Source organism: Gordonia sp. PP30 (genome assembly GCF_023100845.1).
Classification (GTDB): domain Bacteria; phylum Actinomycetota; class Actinomycetes; order Mycobacteriales; family Mycobacteriaceae; genus Gordonia.
Window position 1 is genome coordinate 1451260 of record NZ_CP095864.1, and the last position, 22658, is coordinate 1473917.

Here is a 22658-nt window from a genome sequence, read left to right on the forward strand (position 1 = left end):
GCATGCCGACCGTGACCATGATCGGCGGCGGACAGCTCGCCCGGATGACCCATCAGGCCGCGATCGCGCTCGGCCAGTGCCTGCGTGTGCTCGCCGGTTCACCCGGTGAACCGGCCGCCGCGGTCAGCGCCGATGTGGTCCTCGGCTCGCACGACTCGCTCGACGACCTGCTGCGCGCCGCCGAAGGCGCCGTCGCTCTCACCTTCGACCACGAGGGCGTGCCGCTGGCGCACCTGGAGGCGCTGGAGCAGCGCGGGGTGGCCGTCCGGCCGCCGTCGGCGGCGCTGCGGTACGCGCAGGACAAGCTCGAGATGCGCCGCCGGCTGGCGGCGCTCGGCCTGCCGGTGCCCGACTTCGCCGACCTGTCCGGCGACCCGGAGCAGGCCCGCGCGGCCCTGCTCACGTTCGGCGCCGCGCACGACTGGCAGATCGTCCTCAAAGCCGTCCGCGGCGGGTACGACGGCCGCGGCGTCTGGCTGATCGACGGCGACGAGGCCGCCGCGCTGGAGGTCTTCGACGGCGCCCGCGGCGGCGACACGGTGCTGATGGCCGAGCAGAAGGTCGCGATGGCCCGTGAACTGTCGGCCATGGTGGCGCGCAGCCCGTACGGGCAGGGCGCGGCGTGGCCGGTGGTGGAGACCATCCAGCGGCACGGTCAGTGCGCCGTCGTGCTGGCACCCGCGCCGGACCTGGATCCCGAGACGGCCGCCCGCGCGCAGCGGATGGCGCTGGAACTGGCCGCCGAGCTGGGGGTCGTGGGGAACATGGCGATGGAGCTGTTCGAGACCACCGGCGGTGAGCTGGTGGTCAACGAACTGGCGATGCGCCCGCACAACAGCGGTCACTGGACCATGGACGGCTGTGTGACCTCGCAGTTCGAACAGCACCTGCGCGCGGTCCTCGACTATCCGCTCGGCGACACCTCGGCGACCGCGGAGACGGTGGTGATGGCGAACATCCTGGGTGCCGCGCAGGCCCCCGAGATGAGCATGGACGAGCGGCTGCATCACCTGATGGCCCGGCTGCCGGAGGCCAAGGTGCACCTGTACGGCAAGTCCGAGCGGCCCGACCGCAAGGTGGGCCACGTCAACATCGTGTCGCGGCCCGGGCAGTCCCGCGACGACGTGCGTGAGCGGGCCGAGCGGGCCGCCCACTGGATGAGCCACGGTGTGTGGACCGACGGCTGGGATCGCCGCGCCGACGACCGTCCCGGCCACGACGCTTAAGGAGAACAGATGACCCCCGCACCGCGTGTCGGCCTGATCATGGGCAGCGACTCGGACTGGCCGGTGATGACACTGGCCGCCGAGGCGCTGGCCGAGTTCGGCGTGCCCTTCGAGGTGGGCGTGGTGTCCGCGCACCGCACCCCGCAGCGGATGATCGACTACGCCCGCGGCGCCGCCGACCGCGGCGTGCAGGTGATCATCGCCGGTGCGGGCGGCGCCGCCCACCTGCCGGGCATGGTCGCCGCGGCGACCCCGCTGCCGGTGATCGGTGTCCCGGTGCCGCTGAAGTACCTCGACGGCATGGACTCGCTGCTGTCGATCGTCCAGATGCCGGCCGGTGTTCCGGTGGCGACGGTCTCGATCGGCGGCGCCCGGAACGCGGGTCTGCTCGCGGTCCGGATCCTCGGCGCCTCCGACGAGCGCCTGCGCGCCGCGATGGCCGAGTTCCAGGCCGACCTGGAGGCGCTGGTCCTGGAGAAGGACGAGAAACTGCGCCGCAGCCTCCTCGAGGACTGAGATGGCCGGGCCGCTCGAGGACGCGTGCCGCACCGTCGCCGAGGAGACCTTCGGCGCGATCGCCGCGGCGCTCGACGACTGCGACGACGAGACGGTGAACGCCACCCCGCTGCCGGGCACGGTGAACTCGGTGTTCGCGCTGGTGACGCACCTCGACGGCGTGATCGCCGACTGGGGCGGGAATCTGGTGGCCGGTGAACATCTTCTGCGGGACCGCGCGGCCGAGTTCACCGCGACCGGCACCGTCGCGCAGGCGCGCGCTCTGCTCGACCGGATGCGTGACCGGCTGCCGCGCTACCTGGACCTCGCGCTGACCGAGGGGATCGCGAACCCGCGGGGCATCTCGTCGACCCGCGCGGACGCCGCGTCGTCGACCCCGGAGTTCGTGGTAATCCACCTGCTGCGCGAGCTGACCCAGCACACCGGGCACGTGCAGATCTGCCGGGACCTGGTCGCCCGGCGCTGATCAGCGCGGGTCGAGGGCGGCGACGACGTCGGCGGCACCGGTCTCCCGGGCGCCGCGCCAACCGGTGCCTGCCCACAGGTTGATCACCTGCGGGTCGTGGGCGGCGGCCTTGCGCAGCGGACCGGTGAGGGTGTTGATCTGCGGGTAGACGGGGGGAGCGGCCTCGGTGAAGTCGCGAATGAAGTCGTTGACCAGGCCCCGCGCGAGGCGGCCCGAATAGGCCCGGGTGGTGGCCGTTTCGGTGAACCGCGGGTCGGTGAGGGCGTCCCGGTGGGCTTGCCGGGTGCCGGCCTCCGGGGTGCGCAGGAATGCCGTGCCGGCCTGGGCGGCGATCGCCCCGGCGTCGAGCATCGCGGCGACGTCGTCGCGGCCGCCGACCCCGCCCGCACCGATCACCGGCACGTCGAGCCCGGTGACCTGGCCGATCAGGTCGAGCACGCCGATCTCGCGGTCGTCGTTGCTGATGTGGAAGGTACCGCGATGCCCGCCCGCCTCCACGCCCTGGGCGCAGAGCGCGGTGGCACCGGCGGCGACCGCGATCTCCGCTTCGAGCGGCCCGGTGACGGTCGCGATCGTCGCGACAGCGCGCTCGGTGAAGGTGGCGAAGACGGCGGGCTCGGGCACTCCGAAGGTGAATGAGACGGCGGCGACCCCCTCGTCGAGCAGTACGCCGACCTTGGCGTCGAACCGGTCGTCGCTGTAGTCGACGTGCTCGGGCAGCTCGGCGCCGTACCGGGCGGCGAGCGACAGCAGGGCCTCGCGGTAGGCGTCGAACGCCGCGGCGTCGAACGGAATCTCCTCGGGGACGAAGAGATTGACCCCGAACGGCGCGTCGGTGCGGTCGCGCACCGCGGCGATCTGCTCGCGCAGCTGGTCCGGGGAGAGATAGGCGCCGGCCAGGATCCCGAAACCGCCGGCGGCGCTGACCGCGGCGGTCAGCGCGGGAGTGGACGGTCCGCCGGCCATCGGCGCTCCGACGATCGGGACGGACAGGGCGGTCAGGTCGAGCATGGGTCTCCCTCGTCGGCGGATACGCGGCGTCGTCTTACTGCTTACTCTTCGCGTGGTGGGGCCGCGCAGCGGGCCCGGCCGGGTTGTCGTGAGCGCGGGTGCGTCGGACCCGGAGCGGACCGTGTGATGCCCCGTGACACCACAGGCGGCTGAGACCCGCCATCACAGCCGGGTACGCCGGTCACCACAGCCGGCTGAGCCCCGCCGAGACCCTACCCGAAAACTAGTTCGACAAATCTATTGCACACACAACATAGTGTGAGATATCCTGAGAACAGGACGCTAAACGATTCCTGACCAGCGGAAAAGGGGAGCGCCATGAACGGCGACGATGGCTCGTTCAACGCCGCGGGCCTCCTTGCCGGGCTCTCGCCGGCGGCCCTGGTCGCGGTGATCGGCGCCGCCGAGGAACAACTCGCTGATGCGCCGTTGGCCGCGCTGTCCGAGGATGGGCTCCTGGCTCTGCTGGATTCGCGGGAGCAGGCCCGCCGTACGGGCGTGGCCGTCGATGCCGCGTTGTATGTGGAGATCTCCGATCGCGGTGCCTACTCGCGGGCTGGATACAACACGATGCACCAGCTGTACACCGGCGCCCTGCGCCTGGGCGACGGTGAATCCAAACGGCGGCGGGTCGCCGCCGCGTCGATCGGCCGATTCACCGAAATGACCGGCGAACGCCGCGAACCCGCCCTCCCGTGCACCGCAGAGGCCGTAGCCGAGGGTGCGATCGGTGAAGCGCATGTCGTGGTGATCGAAGAAGTCATGGACCGGATTCCACGTGCGGTGGACCCGGCTGCGCGGGACAAGGCCGAGGAACTCCTCGCCGGGGCCGCGCGCACCCTGAACCCGGCCGGTCTGATGGTCGTCGGCAACCGGATCCTCGCCCACCTCGACCCCGACGGCACGCTGGCCGACGACAAGGAACGCCAGCGGCAGCGCAAATTCCGTCTATCTCCGCAGGACCGGCAGTTGATGTCGGCCATCCAAGCCCGCATGACCCCGCAACTGCGGGCACAGTTCGAGGTCATGTTCAGCCTGTGGGCCGCCCCCGGGATGAACAATCCCGGTGATCCCGACTCGCCCTTTGGGTCCGCCGATCAACCCGGACTCGATCCGGCGGTTCTGGCCGCCGCGGCTGAGCGCGATGACCGGCTGCTCGGGCAGCGTCAGCACGACGCCCTCGAAGCCATGCTCGACTGGGTCAACGCTCAAGCCTCGCACGCCCGGCCGGAGAGTCTGCGGAATCAGGTCGTGGTGACCGTCACCGATGAGGACCTTGCCCGCGGCGCTGGCGTCGCCTGGACCACGACCGGGACCCGCATGCCCGTTTCTGATCTGGTGAAGATGGCCGCGGACTGCGTGCCGTGGCTGGCGGTGTTCTCCAACGCCACCGGGCAGCCGTTGTATCTGGGCCGCGCCCACCGCCTCGCGTCACGCGCGCAGCGGCTCGCGCTGTTCGCCCGCGATCGTGGGTGCACGGCGCCGGGCTGCACCCGGCCGTTCTCGCAGTGTGAGATGGACCATACGCCGGAGTGGCAGGACGGTGGGACCACCGACGTCGACCGTCTCGGCGGGGCCTGCGGACGACACAACCGCCGCCACGGCAAGAATTCCGGCCAGTGGGAGACGATCGTCTTCACCGACGGCCCGAACAAGGGACGCGTCGGGTGGCGGCCGGTCGGAAGTGGCGGGCCGTGGATCGTCAACCCGCTCTTCCACCCGGACAAGCTGCGGACCGGCCCCGACGTCCCGGAGGCTGAACGGACGCCGCCGCCGGTGGTGAATCATCGCCTCGGCGACACCCCGTGCTGGTCGAGCGAAGTCGAGAGCACCTCACCGCCCGGCACCGACTCCGGCGTCGAAGCTCTTCTCGAACAGCACCTGGCAGCCTGATCACCACGTGGTGGTCAGGCCACCGGTGCGTGTACCAGGGCCCATGACTGCGACCAGAGCCTTGACGCTGGATGAATCGCCCATTCAGAAAATTTGCCGCAAAACGTGCGTACTGGAGTCCTATCGGTCCCGGCCCGGCGGCGGTGCGCTGACTGGAGGACCGGCTGTCTCCCTCAGGAGCGTCAGCTCGGAACCCGCACGATCTCCAGGGGCACGGTGGCGCGGTGGACGAAGCCCATCGACTCGTACAGGGCCCGCGCCGGGTTGTCGGCGGTGGTGTGCAGGAACGGGAGGTCGCCGCGGGCGACGATCCCGTCGGCGACCGCGGCGATGAGCCGCCGGGCCAGGCCGCGGCCGCGAGCGTCGGGATGGGTGCAGACCGCGCTGATCTCGGTCCAGCCGTCGGGTTTGGCGCGTTCTCCGGCCATCGCGAGCAGCTGGCCGGTGCCGGGGTCGCGGTAGCCGAGGTAGTCGCCGAGTTCGATGGTGCGCGGCAGGAACGGCCCGGGCCGGGTGAGGTCGACCAGGGCGGTCATCTCGGGGACGTCGTCGCCGGTCAGTGCCACGAACTCCGGATCGGCCGCCGGTTCCACCGCCTCACCGGTGTAGAGCACCAGCTCGAAGGTCTCCAGCGCGTCCCAGCCGGTCGGGAGCGGGGTGGACCGGCCGCGCAGGCCGACGGTGCCGCCCGGGCCGGCGAGCGTGGCGAGGTCGGCGTAGTCGTCGCCGGTCAGCTCGCGCGGATGCGCGTAGAAGACGGACACGTCGCGCCGGTAGGCGATCGCGCTGCCGTGCGCCCGCGCGAACCGGGCGTGGCGTCCGCGCAGCGCGCACCCGAACGGGTCGTCGAGCACCGCGGCATCGAGGGTGGTCATCCGGCGACGCCCAGCTTGGTGGCGAAGAAGTCGATCACCTGATCCAGGGTGTCGCGGGTCGGCTGCCCGGGCTCGTCGATCAGGTGCTCGGTGAGGACCGAGTGCGGCGGGATCAGTGCCTCCGGGTTGGCCGCCGAATCGGGCAGTTCGACGCCGAGGAAGGCGTCGCCGAGCTGCTCGCGGAGGAAGTCGAAGCGGGTGCCTGGCACCATCAGGTCGCCCTCGAAGCGCGCGCCGAGCACCTGCAGTCCGTTCGCGCAGCGCACCTTCACCGTCGCCAGGTCGTCGGGGGAGATGTCGATGGTCCGGCGGCGGCCCGGTGTCATCCCGAACGGCAGGGAGGGTTGGGAGAGCACAGGGGCGAGCATCCGGTCGTCGACGGCCATGGCGAGGGCGAAACCACCGGTCACGCACATGCCGACCGCGCCGACGCCGGGTCCGCCGCACTCCTCGTGTGCCTTGGCGGCCAGGGCGCGCAGCCAGCCGACGACCGGGGAGGTCTTGCCGGTCGCGAAGATGGTGAACTCGCGGGAGACGCAGACCTTCCCGAGCGTCCGGGCCATCGTCATGCCGACGCGCGGCAGGTCGGTGGGGCCGGACGGCGACGGCGACGCACCGTCGGTGCCGAACAGCGAGGGCAGGTAGACGGTGAGTCCGGCGGCGGCGACCCGGCGCGCGAACTCGATCACCTTCGGGGTGATGCCCGGGACCTCGGCGATCACGATGACCGCCGGCCCGGTGCCGTAGCGGTAGTAGCGGTGGGTGATGCCGTCGTGGGTGAATTCGTCGGCGGCGAAGTCGTCGAGGAGTGCGGTCACGACACGATCCTTCCGTAGAGCACACCCTCGAACGGGCGGCCGGCGTACTTGGCGAATCCGGCGACGTCGGGCGAGTCCGGCGGCAGAATCCGGACACCGGCGATGCGGAGGCGCCGGCCGCGGCGGATCATCGTGAACTCGCCGGCGGCGAGGACGTTGCGCACCCAGTCGGAGTCGGCGCCGTAGACGAGGGGAATGGAGATGCGGCCGTGCTCGGTCCACGCGAGCACCGGCGTGGAGTAGACGGTGCCGGACGTGCGGCCGACGTGCCGCACCACGGCCCACGGCGCGAGCCGCGGCGCCCACGCGCTCTGAATCGGGTTGGTGACGTACTTGTTCATCCGGGCGACGGCGCGGGGGACTCTCACCCCTCCATAGTGGCCCATCGGCGTTCTACGATCATCAGGTGCTCATCTCCAAGGCGATCGCCGAGCAGATCCGGGCCGGGACGGTCACCGCGCAGTACCGGCGCTGGGACGTGCCGCGGGTGAAGGTGGGCGGCACCCAGCTGACCCCGGCCGGGGTGGTGCGGTTCACCCGGGTCGCCCGGGTGAACGACCTCGATCGGCTGACCGACCGGGCCGCCCGCGCCGCGGGGATGAAGAACGCGGACGCCCTGCGGAAGGCGCTGGCGCCCAGACCGAACCGCGCGCCCTCGGAGCGGGGCTCGCGCGGCGGCGAGCACATCTACCGGATCAATCTGGAATGGGCGGGCGAGGACCCGCGGCTGGCACTCCGCGAGGAGCTGCCCGACGCCGCGGCGTGCGCGGAGATCGCCCGCCGCACCGCGGTGCTGGATCGTCGTCTCGGTGACGGCTGGACCCGCGAAACCCTGGAATGGATCGACGCCAACCCCCGGGTGGTGTCCAAGCGACTGGCCGAGCTGCGCGGCGTGGAGCTGGCGCCGATGAAGACCGACATCCGCAAGCTCAAGTCCCTGGGCCTGACCATCAGCCACGACGTCGGCTACGAACTGTCCCCGCGCGGCGCGGCCTATCTCGCCTGGCTGCGGCGGTGACCGCGGCGGCCGGAGTGATCTGCGCCCGGACCCCTCAGCGAGACTCGACGATGTCGATCGCGTCGTCCGAGACCACGAGGGCCTGGTCGTCGTGAAGAAGCGTCAGCTGCAGGCGCGGTGAATACACCCGCGACGCCTCGGCGATCAGTTCCGGCGGGAAGAGTTCGATCCGGCCGTCCGCGTGCGGCACGATCGAGGTGCCGACCGGCCCGAGCCCGCGGTGGTCGGTCAGTCCGGGGGCCAAGGACGGGTCGTCCATCAGCGATGCGGGTTCGGCGCCGGCCCCGGCGATCACCGCGCCCGCCGACGGCCCGAGGTACGGCAGGCCGTCGCGCACCTTCTCGACCAGCACCTCGTCCTGACCGCGCGCATGCAGGTTGCCGAGCAGTACGAAGGTCTCGCCGCCGCACACGTAGAGCGCGTCGAGTCCGTCCAGGACATCGGCGAACTCGGCGGCGGTCGGGACATCGCGCGCGGTGATCGTCGTCGGCCGGTAGCCGAAGTCGATCAGGCGGTAGCGGTCGATATTGACGAACTCCGCGTCCTCGTAGGGGAGCGCCGCGTCGTTCAGATAGCCGAGGCGAGTCTGCTCCGCGGTCTTCCCGGTGGTGCGGGCCAGGAATCCCGGTAGCGCGCCCGCACCCCACGACAGCAGCGCGAGGTCCACGGGTCGAGGCTATCGGTGGAGACGCCGGGGTGTGCGACATACTGGCACCCATGGCAGCGACCGATCAGGTATCCGGCGAAGCGGTCGATCTGCGCCGCCGGGTGGCGGCCGAATCGATCCGGCTCTTCGCCGAGCGCGGCTACGACGCGACCACCGTCGACGACGTCGCGGCGGCCGCCGGAACGTCCCGGCGCACCCTGTTCCGGCAGTTCGGCTCCAAGGAGGGGCTGATCTTCGCCGACCACGACGCGTTGCTCGAACAGGTGGCCGCGCACCTGGCCGCGGCCGGCCGGGAGGGCCGGGATCCGTGGACGGCGGTCGCCGAGGGGGCGGAACTGGTCTTCACCCATTTCGCCGCGGACCGCGAGTTCGCCGCGCGGCGCTACGCCGTCGTCTCCCGGGTGGCGCCGCTGCGTGATCGGGAACTGGTGATGTCGTCGCGCTATCAGCGGCTGTTCGAGGACTTCCTGTCCCGCGAGCTGCCCGAGGTGGCGCGGACCCGGATCGTCGCCTACGCCGCCGCGGTGACCGGGGTGCACAATTACCTGCTGCGCCGGATGAGCCGCGGCGACGAGACGGCCACCGCCGAGGCGCTCGCCGCCGAGTTGCGGCGGCTGGCGGACACCATCGGCCACGATTGAGTCTCCCGCGGCGCGGTTGACCTACCGCCGCGTCCGTGGTGCACTAGGGACAGCCCAGACGTGGCACTCAGTGCCAAGAGGAGATGACAATGGCTTACGGCAACCCCGACTTCGACCTGTTCCAGCTGCCCGAGGAGCACCAGGCGCTGCGCGAGGCGATCCGCGATCTGTCCGAGAAGGCGATCGCCCCGCACGCCAAGGACGTCGACGAGAAGGCCCGCTTCCCCGAGGAGGCCCGCGAGGCCCTCGTCGCCAGCGGCTTCAACGCCATCCACGTGCCGGAGCAGTTCGACGGCCAGGGCGGCGACTCGGTGGCCGCGTGCATCGTGATCGAGGAGGTCGCCCGCGTCGACGTCTCGGCGTCGCTGATCCCGGCCGTCAACAAGCTCGGCACCATGGGCCTGATCCTGTCCGGTTCCGACGAGCTCAAGGCGAAGGTGCTGCCGTCGATCGCGTCGGGTGAGGCGATGGCGTCGTACGCGCTGTCCGAGCGCGAGGCCGGTTCCGACGCCGCGTCGATGAAGACCCGCGCCCGCAAGGACGGCGACACCTGGGTGATCAACGGCTCCAAGTGCTGGATCACCAACGGCGGCAAGTCCACCTGGTACACCGTCATGGCCGTGACCGACCCGGAGAAGGGCGCCAACGGTATCTCGGCGTTCATGGTCCACAAGGACGACCCGGGCTTCACCGTCGGCCCGCTGGAGCACAAGCTCGGCATCAAGGGCAGCCCCACCGCCGAGCTGTACTTCGAGAACTGCACCATCCCGGAGGACCGCATCATCGGCGACGAGGGCACCGGCTTCAAGACCGCGCTGGCCACCCTCGACCACACCCGCCCGACCATCGGCGCGCAGGCCGTCGGTGTCGCGCAGGGCGCCCTCGACCAGGCGATCGCCTACGTCAAGGACCGCAAGCAGTTCGGCAAGACCATCAGCCAGTTCCAGGGCGTCGAGTTCATGATCGCCGACATGGCGATGAAGGTGGAGGCCGCGCGCCTGATGGTCTACACCGCCGCCGCGCGTGCCGAGCGCGGCGAGAAGAACCTGGGCTTCATCAGCTCGGCGTCCAAGTGCCTCGCGTCGGATGTCGCCATGGAGGTCACCACCGATGCCGTGCAGCTGTTCGGCGGTGCCGGCTACACCACCGACTTCCCGGTCGAGCGCATGATGCGCGACGCCAAGATCACCCAGATCTACGAGGGCACCAACCAGATCCAGCGCCTGGTGATGGCGCGGCAGCTTCTGCGCTGACGCCCAGCCGCACGACGACGACAAGGCCGGTCTCACCCCAGGGTGAGGCCGGTCTTCTCCGTCTCGGCGATCGCCGGAAGATCAAGTCCCGCAACAGGATCGGCCCACACCAGGGCCGCTCCGGCCAGCAGCGGGGCCAGCAGATGATCGACGACGCCGTCGTCGGTGCGCCACGGACGGGTGGAGAGCACCCGCATTCCGGCCGTGATGCCCGCCGTCTCGGCGGCCGCGGCGGCGCGGGCGAGGACGTCGGCCACACCGAGTTCACCGAGCGCCAGCGGGCCGGCTCCGGAGGGGGAGAAGCGGTCGCCGTGCGGGCGCACCGTATCGCCGAAGTCGCCGGCGAAGGCGGGGAGGCCGGGGACCCGGCCGCCGAACGGGTCCAGCGGCACCGCGATCAGTTCCTCGGCCTCCGGATGATCGTCCAGCCGGCCGGCGGTGGTGAACACGACGCGCGCGTCACCGGTGTCACCCGGCAGTGCCACCCGCAGCCCGGCCCACCAGGCGCCGAGCAGCGTGGCGGCGCTCTGCCAATGCTCGGGCAGGTCCACGGCCACCGTGTCGCCGGGCAGCAGGCCGGCCTCGTCGCGCAGATAGTTCGCGATCTTGGCCGACCAGTTCTCCAGCGTCGCCCCGGACAGCCCGACGCGCTGAGTCGGCATATCGGGGCCCGCTCCCGGCGCCCCGGTGCCGTAGTAGGTGAGCAGCGGGCGGGCGCGGTCGGTGACGGCCTCGAACACGGCCCCGGTGACGGTCGACGGCATCAGTTCACGCACACCGGGCCGTTGGTGTCGGCCTTGATGGCCGGGGTGGCCTTCACCTCGCCGTCGGAGGCGCCGGACGTCTGGTCGTTGGCGTTGTCGCCCTGCGGTCCGGTGTTCCAGATGGCCCCGGTACCGGTGTAGGTGTTGGTCAGGACCGCGCGCAGCCGGTCGTCCGGGAGCGAGGTGTCCTTCCGGATCTCGATGTCCCCGCCGAGGTCCTTCACCAGCTGCTTGGCGCCGTCACCGTCGGGGTCCTTGGCGAAGACGATCGAGTTGAACTCGTTCATCGGCTTGCTCGACGTCGCGCCCTCGCGGTAGCCCTTGGCGGTGAGCAGACCCGAGACGTTCGCGGCGAGGCCGTCGACGGTGCCCGCGTTGACCACGTCCACCTGGTAGGCGCCGCGACCGGTCTTCACGGTCGACGCCTTGCCGAGCTGGCGGTCGACGAAGGTCTGGACCTGCTTCGGATCCACCTCGACCACGCTCTGCGTGCCGTCGTCGCTCCAGCCATGCTCGCTGACCACCGGGATGGTGGTGAATTTGACGTTGCCGCCGGTCAGGTCCTTCATCTGCTCGGCGAGCTTCACCACGTCCCAGCCGTCGTCGATCACGACCGACCGGGACACGGCGTGCTCCAGCTCGGTCAGCTTGCCGGGGTTCGTGAGCGTCTTGGTGGACAGGATCTTCTGCGCGAGCGAGGCCATGTACACCTGCTGGCGGGTGATGCGATCCAGGTCGCCGCGCGGCAGGTCGTGCCGCTGGCGCACGAAGCTCAGCGCCTTCGGCCCGTTCAGGGTCTGCCGTCCGGCCTTGAAATGAGCGCCGGAGAGCGGCTCGTTCACGGCGTTCTTCAGGCAGACGTCGACGCCGCCGACCGCGTCGGTCAGCAGCGCGAAGCCGAGCAGGCCGACCTCGGCGTAGTGGTCGACCGTGACGCCGGTGAGGCCGGCGACCGACTCGATGAGGGCCTTGCGGCCGGCCTTGGTGCCGTCGGCCTCCGCCTTGGCCTCGGCGGTGCCGCTCTCCACCTCGGTGCGCCGCACCTGCTCGCGGGTGGCGCCGTACGCGGCGTTGATCTTGCTCATGCCGAGGCCGGGGACCTCGACGTACGAGTCACGCGGGATGGAGATGGCCGTCGCGCCGGAGCCGTCGTTGGGGATCCGGATCAGGAGGATCGTGTCGGTGGAGGTGGTGATGTCGTCGCCGACGCGCAACCACTTGAGTTCGTCCGGCGAGAGTGGGTTGCCCTTGGCGTCGACGCGCGAGTCGGTGCCGACCAGCAGGATGTCGACGGCGCCGTCGCTGCCGCCGCCCAGGCCCAGGCCGCCCAGCAGGGTGACCGCCGAGTTGAGGCTCGCGATCCGGTTCCAGGCGACGCCGGTGACGATCAGGACGACGGCGGTGATCAGTGCGATGAGTCCGCGACCGATCGGCAGCGCCGCGCCCGGGCGGCCGCCGGTCAGGCGGGCGAGGAAGGTGCGTGGTCCGCGCGGCGGTCCACCGCGGCCGGCCGCGGGCCGCGGGGTGGGCCGGGCCGGGCGGCGGGCGCGCGCCGGACGGCCCGCGTTCTCGCGTGTGCCCGCCGTGCGTTCGGGCCGGCCGCGTTCGGCGGAGGTGCGGCGGCGGGTGTGGATCTCGGCCGACGTGTTCGTCTTGCGTTTGGTGGTTCCGGTGCCGCGGGTCGAGGTCGGCGTGGTCCGCGGCCGGGGTGCGGCGCGTCCGGCGCGGGCACCCTCGGCCCGGGCGCGGCCTTCGCGTCGTTCTTCCACCGCGCCTCGGTTCCTTCCGTTCGTGTGGCTGATGTGACAAGTGTGGTGTTCAGGGTACTGGTTTCGGACCGCCGTGCCCGGAACGCAACGCCGGGGTGTCCGGGTCCGCCGAGTCCGGGTGCGGCAGCATGGGAGCCATGTCACAGCGCACCGTCCACCTGATCGGCGCCTCCGGGCAGCTCGGCACGGCTCTGCGAGCGACCGCCCCGGCTGGGGCCGTCGTGCAGCCGTACACCTCCGACGATATCGATCTGATCCGCCGCCTCTCGGTCCGCGACGCGCTGGCCGGTCTGCGTTCCGGCGACGTCGTCGTGAACGCGGCCGCCTACACCGCCGTCGACGACGCCGAGACCGACTGGGACCTGGCCTTCCGGGTGAACGCGCACGGTCCGGCTCTGCTGGCTGAGGCGACCGCCGCCGCGGGGGCCCGGCTGGTGCACCTGTCCACCGACTACGTGTTCAGCGCCCCGCCGGGGTGGACCGTGCCTCTGGAACCCGGCGATCTGGATCCGGAGGCCGAGCCGGAGTCGATCTACGGCGCGAGCAAGCTGGCGGGGGAGCGGGCGGCGCGGGCCGCCGATCCGTCGTCGACGGTGGTCCGCACCGCCTGGGTGTACACCGGCGGACCGGACTCGCCCGACTTCGTCGGCACCATGCGCCGCCTCGAAGCCGGCCGTCCGGAGATCTCGGTGGTCGACGACCAGCGCGGCTCGCCGACCTATGTGAGCGATCTCGCGCGCGGCCTGTGGGAGCTGGTCGGGCATGTCGGGGCACCCAGTGACACCACCGCCGGCGCGGATCTGCACGCCACGGGCGCGGGCGAGGCCACCTGGTTTCAGCTCGCGCAGGCCGTTTTCGCAGGTCTCGGCGCCGATCCGGGCCGTGTACTCCCGTGCACCACGGATCAATTCCCGCGTCCGGCGCCGCGCCCGGCGTTCTCCGTCCTCTCCGGACGGTCGTGGGCTCAGGCCGGTCTGACGCCGCTGCGCGACTGGCGCGAGGCCCTCACCGAGGCCCTCGAAAGCCGGTGAGAGCGGGCCGATGTCCTACTCTATGGCGGTGACTTCTGGACCCGACGCCGCCGGACGCGGCGACGCCGAGCCCGTCGCCGTGGTGACCGTGACGTATTCGTCCGGGGAGTATCTGCATAGCTTCCTGCGCACGCTGGGCGCCGCCACGACGCGCCCGGTGCAGGTGGTGATCGCCGACAACGGCAGCACCGACGGTGCGCCCGAGGAGGCCGCGGCGCAGCGGCCCGAGGTGACCCTGGTGCACACCGGCGGCAATCTCGGCTACGGCGGCGGCATGAACCGCGGCATCGCGGAGATCGCCCCGGAGGTGGAGTTCGTGGTGATCGCGAATCCGGACGTCGAATGGACGCCCGGATCGCTGGACGAGTTGCTCGACGCGGCGCGCCGCTGGCCCCGCGCCGGAGCCCTCGGCCCGCTGATCACCGAGCCCGACGGCACCGTCTACCCGTCGGCGCGGCGGGTCCCGGACCTGGTGTCCGGGTCCGGTCACGCGATCCTGGGCACGATCTGGCCGGGCAACCCCTGGACGGTCGCCTACCGCAACGAGAACGACGACGTCACCGAGCGGCCGGTCGGCTGGCTGTCCGGCTCGTGCCTGCTGGTGCGCCGGGCCGCGTTCGACTCGATCGGCGGCTTCGACTCGCGCTACTTCATGTTCATGGAGGACGTCGACCTCGGTGACCGGCTGGCCAAGGCCGGCTGGCTCAACGTCTTCGTCCCCTCGGCGCGGGTGATGCACGCCAAGAGCCACTCGGTGTCCAAGCACCCCGAGCGGATGCTCACCGCGCACCACGACAGTGCGTACCGATTCCAGGCCGACCGCCATCCCGGTGCCCGCTGGGCACCGGTGCGCTGGGCACTGCGCGGCGGCCTCGCCGTGCGCCGGCGCATCGCCGTCGCCTCCGCTCTCCGAGAACTGCGCGCCGCCGAGCAGCAGTCGACCGCCGCAAGAGAAGGGTGAGCGCTGTGGCTCCCGAATCCCAGAATCCCAGGTCCCAGAATCCCGATGTGCAGGCCCTGATCCTGGTGGGCGGCAAGGGAACCCGGCTGCGGCCGCTGACCCTGTCGGCGCCCAAGCCGATGCTGCCGACCGCCGGGGTGCCGTTCCTGACCCATCTGATCGCGCGTATCCGTGAGGCCGGGGTCACCGACATCGTGCTGGGCACGTCGTACCAGGCGGAGGTGTTCTCCGAGTACTACGGCGACGGTGCCGACCTCGGGGTACGGCTGACGTACGTCACCGAGAAGGAGGCGCTCGGCACCGGCGGCGGCATCCGCAACGTGTACGACTCGCTGACCGCCGACACCGTCCTGGTGTTCAACGGCGACGTCCTCGGCGGCACCGACATCCGCGAGGTGCTCGACACCCATCGCACCTCCGGGGCCGAGGTCACGCTGCACCTGGTGCAGGTCGGCGACCCGCGGGCCTTCGGCTGCGTGCCGACCGACGGCGACGGGCGCGTCACCGCGTTCCTGGAGAAGACGCAGGACCCGCCCACCAACCAGATCAACGCCGGCACCTACGTGTTCCGCCGCTCGGTGATCGGCGAGATCCCCACCGGCCGGCCGGTGTCGGTGGAGCGCGAGGTGTTCCCGCGGCTGCTCGCCGAGGGCCGCCACATCCAGGGCCACGTCGACGGCGCCTACTGGCGCGACATGGGCACCCCGGAGGACTTCGTCCGCGGCTCGGCCGACCTGGTGCGCGGCATCGCGCCGTCGCCGGTGCTCGACGGCGAGCGCGGGGAATCGCTGGTCAAGGAGGGGGCGCACGTCGCCGCCGATGCCGTTCTGGTCGGTGGCACGGTGGTCGGCGCCGACGCGCAGATCGGTCCGGGTGCGCGGCTCGACGGCGCGGTGATCTTCGACGGCGCCATCATCGAGGCGGGCGCGGCGATCGAGCGCAGCATCGTCGGCTTCGGTGCCCGCGTGGGCCGCGGCGCCCTGATCCGCGACACGGTGATCGGCGACCAGGCCCACATCGGCAACCGTTGCGAGCTGCTGCGCGGCGCGCGCGTGTGGCCCGGCGTGCAGATCCCGGAGGCCGGAATCCGCTTCTCGACCGACGTGTAGGTCCTCGCCGACAGGGCTTGTCGAACCCGCCGGCCGAGCCGTCCACCTCGCCGGCTGGGCCGTCCACCTCGCCGGCTGAGCTGTCCACCTCGCCGGCTGAGCTTGTCGAAGCCCCTACCGCGCCTTCGCGGCGACCAGCAGGCCGGTGTCCACCGGGACGACCGCGGGCAGCAGGCGGTCGTCGTCGGCGATCAGCTGCGCGGCCTCGCGAACCGCGAGCGTCCGCGGATCGGTCACGTCGCGGTCGGCGATGGTGCCCCCGGCCGACGCATCGGTCAGCACCAGCACGCCGCCGGGCCGCAGGATCCGGACGCCCTCGGCGACGAACGCCGGATAGCCGAGCAGCGGGCCGTCGACGAAGACGACGTCGTACGACTCGTCGGCGAGCCGGGTGAGCACGTCCGACGGGGCACCGGTGATGAGCCGGGTGCGGCCGGGCGCGATCCCGGCATCGGCGAACGCCTGGCGGGCGGCGCGGTGGTGCTCGGGTTCGGGGTCGATGGTGGTCAGCACCCCGCTGACCGGCATCCCGGCCAGCAGCCACAGACCGCTCACACCTACCCCGGTGCCGATCTCGGCGACATGCTGGGCGCCGGCGACGCGGGTGAGCACCGAGAGCAGCGCACCGGCCGCGGGACTGATCGTCGTCGCGCCGAGTTCGGCGGCCCGCGCCCGCGCGGCACGGAGCGCCTCGTCTTCCAGGATCGCCGAGTCCGCGTAGGCGGCCAATGCGGAGGTGTCACTCATGCTCACGAGGGTGCCAGACCGTGGTCCGGCCGGTGCGGGTGGCACGCCGCGAGGGGCCGATCGGCATCCTCAGCAAACACTTAGGCGAGTAACAGCACTGGCACACGCCGGTGGGAGAGGCTGAACCGCAAGCAGCCCGGAATACCGGCGCCGGTCACGGCGTTTCACCGGGCGAGGTCAGGGAAGGAGCCGTGCAGAGCGGTGAAGCAGGTTCGACACAGCGGGCAGGGGTCTTCGCCGTTCGCCGGTACCGCCGGATTCGACGAGACGGGCGACGCCGCGCTGATGCCGTCGTGGGAGGACCTGGTCGCCGAGCACGCCGACCGCGTCTACCGGCTCGCGTACCGGCTGTGCGGCAATCAGCACGACGCCGAGGATCTGACCCAGGAGACGTTCATCCGGGTGTTCCGCTCGCTGCACAACTATCAGCCGGGCACCTTCGAGGGCTGGCTGCACCGCATCACGACCAATCTCTTCCTGGACATGGTGCGGCGCCGCAACAAGATCCGGATGGAGACGCTGGAGACCGGCTACGAGCGCATCAGCGCCGACACGCCCGACCCGCAGCAGGCGTACGCCGATGCGAGCCTGGACCCGGATCTGCAGCAGGCGCTCGACGCGCTGGCGCCCGAGTTCCGCGCCGCCGTGGTGCTCTGTGACATCGAGGGTCTGTCGTACGAGGAGATCGCCGCGACCATGGGCGTCAAGAAGGGGACGGTGCGCAGCCGGATCCATCGTGGACGCCAGGGAATCCGGGAGTTCCTGCTCGCGCGCGGTCACACCGGCAGTCGTTCGGTGGCTGTCGGCAGCGATGCCTGAGCGCACCGCCCGCAACGTTCCGATAAGCTGGGGTCGACTTCGCCGCGTCCGCGGCGGGAGCTGTTCCGAGCGACGAGGGGAGCCGTGCGTGGGTGACGAGCGTTCCTCGCGGCCCGGGCGCTGGGCGCCGGTGGGTGCCACGTTCGCGCCCAACCCCGAATACCGCGCCGGTCGTGCGTTCGGTTCCACCGATCACCTCGCCGCCGACGCCGTCGTCGCGTATGTCGACGGCGTGCTGAGCGCGTCCGCCCAGGGGCGGGCCGAACGGCATCTCGCACTGTGCACACAGTGCGCCGCCGAGGTCGCCGCGCAGGCCGGTGCCCGGTCGGTCCTGAGAGCCAGTCGCGACGTGTCCGCGCCCATGGATCTGATCGGCCAGCTCAGCAAGATCCCGACCCGCGAGATCGATGTGCGGGACCTCGACCGCCGGAGCCGCTGACACGTGACCGATACCCCCGACTGGTCGGACCGCGACCAGAATCGGCCCCCGGCCGATCGCGCGACCGACCCGGTGACCGCTGTGCCGTCACGGGTGACCCGTCCGCCGGTGCCGGAGCAGGTCGCCGCCGTGTTCGGTCGTCCGCCCGGCGTCGAGGACTCGTTCGGCAACCGGTCGTCGACGCCCGTACCGCAGCCGCAGATCGCCCCGCCGGACCCGGTGCTCGCCGAAGCCTTCGGCCGGCCGGCCGGCGCGGCCGACACCCTGCAGCGTGACCCCTACGCCACCTACGGCGCACCGGAGGGTGAGGCCGAACCGGAGGATCCGTGGCGCGATCCGGCGAGCGCCGCGCGGCTCGACGGGCCGGCGCTGCGCGCATCGACCGGCGAACCGGTCCTCACCGCCGGTCCCAAGCTGGGCGTGCGGGATCTGCTGTTCGGCGACCGTGTGCACTGGTGGGCGCTGGTCTCCCTGGCGCTCGTCGCGGTGCTGATCGGTCTCGGCGGCGGCCTGCTCGGCCGCTGGACCGCCGAGGTGATCCCGCCGCGCAACACCAATGCGGTGGAGCTGCACGTCGACCACAGCAAGGCCGATTCCGGCGACGTCGCCCAGGTGGCCAAGGCGTTCGCCCCCGCCGTCGTGATGATCGAGGTCCGCACCGCGGGCGGCGGTGGTACCGGCTCCGGGTTCGTGGTCGACAAGCTCGGCTACATCGTCACCAACAACCACGTGATCAGCCAGGCCGCCAACGACAAGGAGGCCAAGCTGGAGGTGGTCTTCGACGACCACAGCCGGGTGCCGGCCCGCATCGTCGGCCGCGACATCCGCACCGACATCGCGGTGCTCAAGGTCGACAACGTCGAGAACATCACGGTCGCCAAGCTCGGCGACTCGTCGAAGCTGGAGATCGGGCAGCCGGTGATCGCGTTCGGCGCGCCCCTCGGGCTCGACCGCACCGTCACCACCGGCATCGTCAGCGCCGTCGACCGGGCCGTGCCGCTGCGGCCGGACGCCGACTCCGACACCGACGCGGTGATCAACGCCATTCAGACCGACGCGGCGATCAACCCCGGCAACTCCGGTGGACCGCTGGTGGACGGTAAGGGCCGCGTGGTCGGCGTCAATACCGCCGCGGCGGTGACCGGCGGCGGCTCCATCGGCCTGGGCTTCGCGATCCCGATCAACGAGGCGATCCCGGTGGTCGACACGCTGATCAAGGACGGCAAGATCCACCATCCGCAGATCGGTGTCAGCGCCGCCACGGTCCGCAACGACCAGGTGTTCGGCGCCCAGGTCAAGAGCATCGCCGACGGCAGCCCCGCTGCCCGCGCCGGGCTCAAGGAGGGCGACGTGATCACCAAGTGGAACGGCAAGCCGATCGAGGGCGCTGACGAATTGACGGTCGCCGTCCGGAAGTCGAAGATCGGTGGCGAGGTGAAGTTCACCTACTGGCGCGACGGCCGCACCTTCGACGGCACCATCACGCCGGCGAGCGACTAGAGGCGGCGCGATGTTCAGCAGTATCGGGTGGGGCGAGGTCCTCATCCTGCTCGTCGCCGCTCTGGTCATCCTCGGTCCGGAACGCCTCCCCGGCGCCATCACCTGGACCGTGCAGTCGCTGAAGAAGGCGCGCGACTACGCGACGGGCGCCTCCCAGGACCTGCAGGAGCAGATGGGCACCGACTTCGATTCGCTCCGCGAGCCGCTGCAGCAACTCAACGAACTGCGCCAGATGACGCCGAAAGCGCTCGTCACCAAGCATCTGTTCGACGGCGACGCGTCGACGCTCGATTCGCTGGAGTCCTCGGTCCGCGACTCGCTCAGCATCAGCGGCACCGCCCCGGCCAACCCGCATCCGCAGCCGGACGCCGCCGACGTCGACCGCCTGGAGCGCGCGACACAGGCCGATCCGGGCCGGCTGAACGGCGACGTCCCCGCTCCGCCGAAACCCTCGGGCACCCCGCGTCGCCACGACGTCGCCGACTGGGACGCCACGTAGCCTGAGGCTCTCCTTGTGGGCCAGGGTGCGTTTCGACACGATCTCGCCTAGCGGCTCGTCGGCTCAACGGGCTGTGCGAAATGTCGCCGAGCGGTCGTTGTCGTGTGGCCGGTGTTAGCCGCCGACGAGTCCCTTCTAGCCCGTTGAGCTGACGGTGGCCCTTTGCAGCCCGTTGAGCTGACGGTGGCCCTTTGCACAGCCCGTTGAGCTGACGGTGGGCCCTTTGCAGCCCGTTGAGCCGACGACGAGCCCGCAAGGGCGAGTCGGCGTGTCGAAACGTCACCGGCCCGGGCCGTCGTGCGGTCCCGCTCAGTGGCGGACGGTGTCGATGCCCAGGCTCATCCCGGCCAGCCCGCGCTTGCGGACGGCGAGCTTGTCGGCGACGGCCCGCAGCGCCGTCCCGGACGCCGAGTCTGGGGACGACAGCACCACCGGGGTGCCGGCGTCGCCGCCCTCGCGCAGATCTTGTTCCAGCGGCACCTGACCGAGGAGTTCCACCGGTGCGCCGATCAGCCGGCTGAGGCTCTCGGCGACCCGCGCGCCGCCGCCGGAACCGAAGGGCTCCATCCGGGAGCCGTCGGGGAGCTCCATCCACGACATGTTCTCCACCACGCCGAGCACCTTCTGCTTGGTCTGCAGCGCGATCGACCCGGCCCGCTCGGCGACCTCGGCGGCGGCCTGCTGCGGGGTGGTGACCACCAGGATCTCCGCGCCCGGGATCAGCTGGGCGATCGAGATGGCGACGTCGCCGGTGCCCGGCGGGAGGTCGAGGAGCAGCACGTCCAGGTCGCCCCAGTAGACGTCGGCGAGGAATTGCTGCAGCGCGCGGTGCAGCATCGGGCCGCGCCAGGTGACCGGGGTGTTGCCGTCGGTGAACTGTCCGATCGAGATGAACTTCACGTCATGGCTGATCGGCGGCATGATCATCGACTCGACCTGTGTCGGCCGGGCGTCGCTGCCGAGCATCCGGGGCACGCTGTGGCCGTAGATGTCGGCGTCGAGCACGCCGACCGACAGACCGCGGGCGGCGAGGGCGGCCGCCAGGTTCACCGTGACGCTCGACTTGCCGACACCGCCCTTGCCGGAGGCGACCGCGTACACCCGGGTCAGATTGCCGGGCTTGGCGAACGGGATCTCCGCCTCGGGGCGGTCACCGCGCAGCTGCTTGCGCAGCGCGGTGCGCTGCTCGTCGTTCATCACGTCCAGCTCGACGCGCACCTGTCCGACGCCGGGGACGTCGGAGACGGCCGAGACCACGTTCTCGCTGATCTTGGTCTTCATCGGGCAGCCCGCGGTGGTCAGGTAGACGCCGACGTCGACGGTGCCGTCGTCGGCGACGGCCACCGATTTGACCATGCCGAGGTCGGTGATCGGCCGGCCGATCTCCGGATCGGAGACCTTGCTCAGCGCCGAACGGACGGCGGACTCGGTGGGGAGGGCTGCACTAGTCACGCAATCCAGACTAGCGACCCGCCCGGCGGGACCTCAGCGCGGCTGGACGGTGGTCTTGGCCGTCGGCTTCTTGGTGGTCGGCTGCTTGGCCTGCGGGGCCTTCGACTTGGGGGCGGCGCTCTTCGGGGCCTTCGGCTGGGGCTGGGGAGCGGGGCCGATGCCCGGCGGCAGGCAGAGTGCGCCGAGGCAGTTCTGCGGGGGCGGCGTGGGCGTGGGCGTCGTGGTCGACGGCGCGGTGGAGCCGTCACCCGGCTTGGTGGTCTCGCCCGGCTTGGTCTTGTCGCCGGGCTTCTTCTTCGCGTCGGTCTTGGTCGCCGGTGCGTGGCTCATCTCCGGGATGCCGCCGGTGGGGATCACGCCGGTGGCGTAGGCCGCGGCCCAGCCGAGGACGTTGTTCACGTAGGCCATCGAGCGGTTGTAGCGCAGCACGGCGGCGACCTTGTTGCTGCTCGACATGATGTCGGTGACGCCGGCGCACAGGTAGCGGCCCGCCGAGTAGGTGGCGTCGAAGATGTTGTCCGGGTCGGCCTTGCCGTCGCCGTTGGCGTCCGAGCCCCACGACGCCCAGGTGCTGGGAATGAACTGCATCGGGCCCATCGCGCGGTCGTGTCCGGCGTCGCCGTCCAGGCGGCCGCCGTCGCTGTCGTGGATCACCGCGTTGCCGGCGAGTGAACCGTCGAGCACGGGTCCGCGGATCTTGACGCGGGTGTTGCCGTACGCGTCCACGTCGCCGCCGTCGGCGTGACCGGACTCGATGCGGCCGATCCCGGCGAGCAGGTACCAGGGCAGCTTGCACTGCGGGCTCTCCGCGGCGACGCGGGTGGCGGCCAGCTTGTAGGCCTGCAGCACCACGCCGGGGATGCCCAGCGGGCCGCTGGGCAGGTCCGCCGCGATCCGGAACTGCGGGTTCGCGGCGGGCGCGGCCTCGGCGGGCGGCGCGAAGCCGTACAACTGGGTGGCATCCGCCGGGACCGACGCGGCGACGGCCGACGCGTCGCCGGCGGTGGGAACGGTCACGCTGGCTACGGTGTAGGCGGCGGCCGGTGAGCTGGAGGAACTGGCGGTCGCGCCCGCGAGCATGACGGCGCCGACGGCCGCGATGCCGGTGGTGACGGCCACGCCACGCCACGGTATGCCGGGTGCCGGGCGGTCCCCGCGCCGCAAAAAACTGATCCCCATCGGTT

24 protein-coding genes are annotated in these 22658 nt (G+C 71.5%); 14 read left to right on the forward strand and 10 right to left on the reverse strand.

The genetic code is table 11. The annotated features are described in order from the left end of the window. The first annotated feature begins 2 nt into the window (after positions 1–2). From MYK68_RS06675 to MYK68_RS06685, 3 genes are read left to right on the forward strand one after another with little or no spacing between them, the layout of a single operon-like run. A complete protein-coding gene (locus MYK68_RS06675) occupies positions 3–1226 on the forward strand; it encodes a 5-(carboxyamino)imidazole ribonucleotide synthase (RefSeq protein ID WP_247867949.1) in 1224 nt (407 codons plus the stop codon). A gap of 9 nt (positions 1227–1235) precedes the next feature. After that, a complete protein-coding gene (gene purE, locus MYK68_RS06680) occupies positions 1236–1742 on the forward strand; it encodes a 5-(carboxyamino)imidazole ribonucleotide mutase (protein WP_247867100.1) in 507 nt (168 codons plus the stop codon). Position 1743: 1 nt separating this feature from the next. Beyond that, the gene (locus MYK68_RS06685; protein ID WP_247867101.1) at positions 1744–2208 is read left to right on the forward strand and encodes a mycothiol transferase; all 465 of its coding nucleotides are present in this window, start codon (positions 1744–1746) and stop codon (positions 2206–2208) included. Here MYK68_RS06685 and MYK68_RS06690 read toward each other — a convergent pair whose 3' ends face one another. After that, positions 2209–3219, reverse strand: coding sequence for an NAD(P)H-dependent flavin oxidoreductase (locus tag MYK68_RS06690; protein WP_247867102.1), 1011 nt, complete (start codon positions 3217–3219; stop codon positions 2209–2211). It abuts the gene before it with no gap. Between the two features lie 318 nt (positions 3220–3537). Here MYK68_RS06690 and MYK68_RS06695 point away from each other — a divergent pair, with 318 nt between their 5' ends. Beyond that, positions 3538–5112: an HNH endonuclease signature motif containing protein gene (locus MYK68_RS06695; RefSeq protein ID WP_247867103.1), complete on the forward strand. Its 1575-nt coding sequence runs from the start codon at positions 3538–3540 to the stop codon at positions 5110–5112. Between the two features lie 182 nt (positions 5113–5294). Here the strand turns inward: MYK68_RS06695 and MYK68_RS06700 are convergent, their stop codons facing one another. From MYK68_RS06700 to MYK68_RS06710, 3 genes are read right to left on the reverse strand one after another with little or no spacing between them, the layout of a single operon-like run. Beyond that, entirely contained in the window at positions 5295–5987 is a 693-nt protein-coding gene (locus MYK68_RS06700; RefSeq protein ID WP_247867104.1) for a GNAT family N-acetyltransferase, read from the reverse strand. Continuing rightward, entirely contained in the window at positions 5984–6805 is an 822-nt protein-coding gene (locus MYK68_RS06705) for a dienelactone hydrolase family protein (protein ID WP_247867105.1), read from the reverse strand. Before MYK68_RS06705 ends, MYK68_RS06700 begins: the two co-directional genes overlap by 4 nt. Continuing rightward, positions 6802–7173 (reverse strand): PNPOx family protein, encoded by a 372-nt coding sequence (locus MYK68_RS06710; protein WP_247867106.1) that lies wholly within the window; start codon positions 7171–7173, stop codon positions 6802–6804. Before MYK68_RS06710 ends, MYK68_RS06705 begins: the two co-directional genes overlap by 4 nt. A 38-nt stretch (positions 7174–7211) precedes the next feature. Here MYK68_RS06710 and MYK68_RS06715 point away from each other — a divergent pair, with 38 nt between their 5' ends. Then, positions 7212–7823, forward strand: a complete 612-nt coding sequence (locus MYK68_RS06715; protein ID WP_247867107.1) for an ASCH domain-containing protein — start codon at positions 7212–7214, stop codon at positions 7821–7823. A gap of 34 nt (positions 7824–7857) precedes the next feature. Here the strand turns inward: MYK68_RS06715 and MYK68_RS06720 are convergent, their stop codons facing one another. Further along, entirely contained in the window at positions 7858–8490 is a 633-nt protein-coding gene (locus MYK68_RS06720; protein ID WP_247867108.1) for a Type 1 glutamine amidotransferase-like domain-containing protein, read from the reverse strand. A gap of 50 nt (positions 8491–8540) precedes the next feature. On the opposite strand from MYK68_RS06720, the gene MYK68_RS06725 reads away from it, so the two are divergent. Together MYK68_RS06725 and MYK68_RS06730 are read left to right on the forward strand one after the other, a co-directional pair. After that, complete coding sequence (locus MYK68_RS06725; RefSeq protein ID WP_247867109.1) at positions 8541–9131, forward strand: TetR/AcrR family transcriptional regulator; 591 nt, start codon at positions 8541–8543, stop codon at positions 9129–9131. Positions 9132–9220: 89 nt separating this feature from the next. Then, entirely contained in the window at positions 9221–10384 is a 1164-nt protein-coding gene (locus MYK68_RS06730; protein WP_247867110.1) for an acyl-CoA dehydrogenase, read from the forward strand. 32 nt (positions 10385–10416) lie between these two features. Here MYK68_RS06730 and MYK68_RS06735 read toward each other — a convergent pair whose 3' ends face one another. Together MYK68_RS06735 and MYK68_RS06740 are read right to left on the reverse strand one after the other, a co-directional pair. Beyond that, on the reverse strand, positions 10417–11160 hold the full coding sequence (locus tag MYK68_RS06735) for a TIGR03089 family protein (RefSeq protein ID WP_349306162.1): 744 nt from the start codon (positions 11158–11160) through the stop codon (positions 10417–10419). Then, positions 11148–12917 carry an LCP family protein gene (locus MYK68_RS06740; protein ID WP_247867111.1) on the reverse strand — a complete coding sequence of 590 codons (1770 nt, stop codon included), beginning with the start codon at positions 12915–12917 and terminating at the stop codon, positions 11148–11150. The genes MYK68_RS06735 and MYK68_RS06740 overlap by 13 nt, the downstream gene beginning before the upstream one ends. A gap of 137 nt (positions 12918–13054) precedes the next feature. Between MYK68_RS06740 and rfbD the strand changes: the two genes are divergently transcribed. The 3 genes from rfbD to manB are packed head-to-tail and all read left to right on the forward strand — an operon-like array spanning position 13055 to position 16018. After that, positions 13055–13948: a dTDP-4-dehydrorhamnose reductase gene (gene rfbD, locus MYK68_RS06745; protein ID WP_247867112.1), complete on the forward strand. Its 894-nt coding sequence runs from the start codon at positions 13055–13057 to the stop codon at positions 13946–13948. A gap of 22 nt (positions 13949–13970) precedes the next feature. After that, positions 13971–14909, forward strand: coding sequence for a glycosyltransferase family 2 protein (locus MYK68_RS06750; RefSeq protein WP_502798324.1), 939 nt, complete (start codon positions 13971–13973; stop codon positions 14907–14909). A 5-nt stretch (positions 14910–14914) separates the two neighbouring features. Next, entirely contained in the window at positions 14915–16018 is a 1104-nt protein-coding gene (gene manB / locus MYK68_RS06755; RefSeq protein WP_247867114.1) for a mannose-1-phosphate guanylyltransferase, read from the forward strand. Positions 16019–16132: 114 nt separating this feature from the next. Here the strand turns inward: manB and MYK68_RS06760 are convergent, their stop codons facing one another. Beyond that, positions 16133–16765, reverse strand: a complete 633-nt coding sequence (locus MYK68_RS06760) for an O-methyltransferase (protein WP_247867115.1) — start codon at positions 16763–16765, stop codon at positions 16133–16135. 201 nt (positions 16766–16966) lie between these two features. Here MYK68_RS06760 and sigE point away from each other — a divergent pair, with 201 nt between their 5' ends. From sigE to tatB, 4 genes are all read left to right on the forward strand, one after another. Continuing rightward, entirely contained in the window at positions 16967–17584 is a 618-nt protein-coding gene (gene sigE / locus MYK68_RS06765; protein WP_247867116.1) for an RNA polymerase sigma factor SigE, read from the forward strand. Positions 17585–17672: 88 nt separating this feature from the next. Further along, on the forward strand, positions 17673–18023 hold the full coding sequence (locus MYK68_RS06770) for a zf-HC2 domain-containing protein (RefSeq protein ID WP_247867117.1): 351 nt from the start codon (positions 17673–17675) through the stop codon (positions 18021–18023). Between the two features lie 3 nt (positions 18024–18026). After that, the gene (locus MYK68_RS06775) at positions 18027–19523 is read left to right on the forward strand and encodes a S1C family serine protease (protein ID WP_440712216.1); all 1497 of its coding nucleotides are present in this window, start codon (positions 18027–18029) and stop codon (positions 19521–19523) included. A gap of 10 nt (positions 19524–19533) precedes the next feature. Continuing rightward, positions 19534–20022 (forward strand): Sec-independent protein translocase protein TatB, encoded by a 489-nt coding sequence (gene tatB, locus MYK68_RS06780; RefSeq protein WP_247867118.1) that lies wholly within the window; start codon positions 19534–19536, stop codon positions 20020–20022. 309 nt (positions 20023–20331) lie between these two features. Here the strand turns inward: tatB and MYK68_RS06785 are convergent, their stop codons facing one another. Both MYK68_RS06785 and MYK68_RS06790 read right to left on the reverse strand, forming a co-directional pair. After that, entirely contained in the window at positions 20332–21474 is a 1143-nt protein-coding gene (locus MYK68_RS06785) for an Mrp/NBP35 family ATP-binding protein (protein ID WP_247867119.1), read from the reverse strand. Between the two features lie 33 nt (positions 21475–21507). After that, positions 21508–22653, reverse strand: coding sequence for a lytic transglycosylase domain-containing protein (locus MYK68_RS06790; RefSeq protein ID WP_502798304.1), 1146 nt, complete (start codon positions 22651–22653; stop codon positions 21508–21510). Positions 22654–22658: the final 5 nt, after the last annotated feature.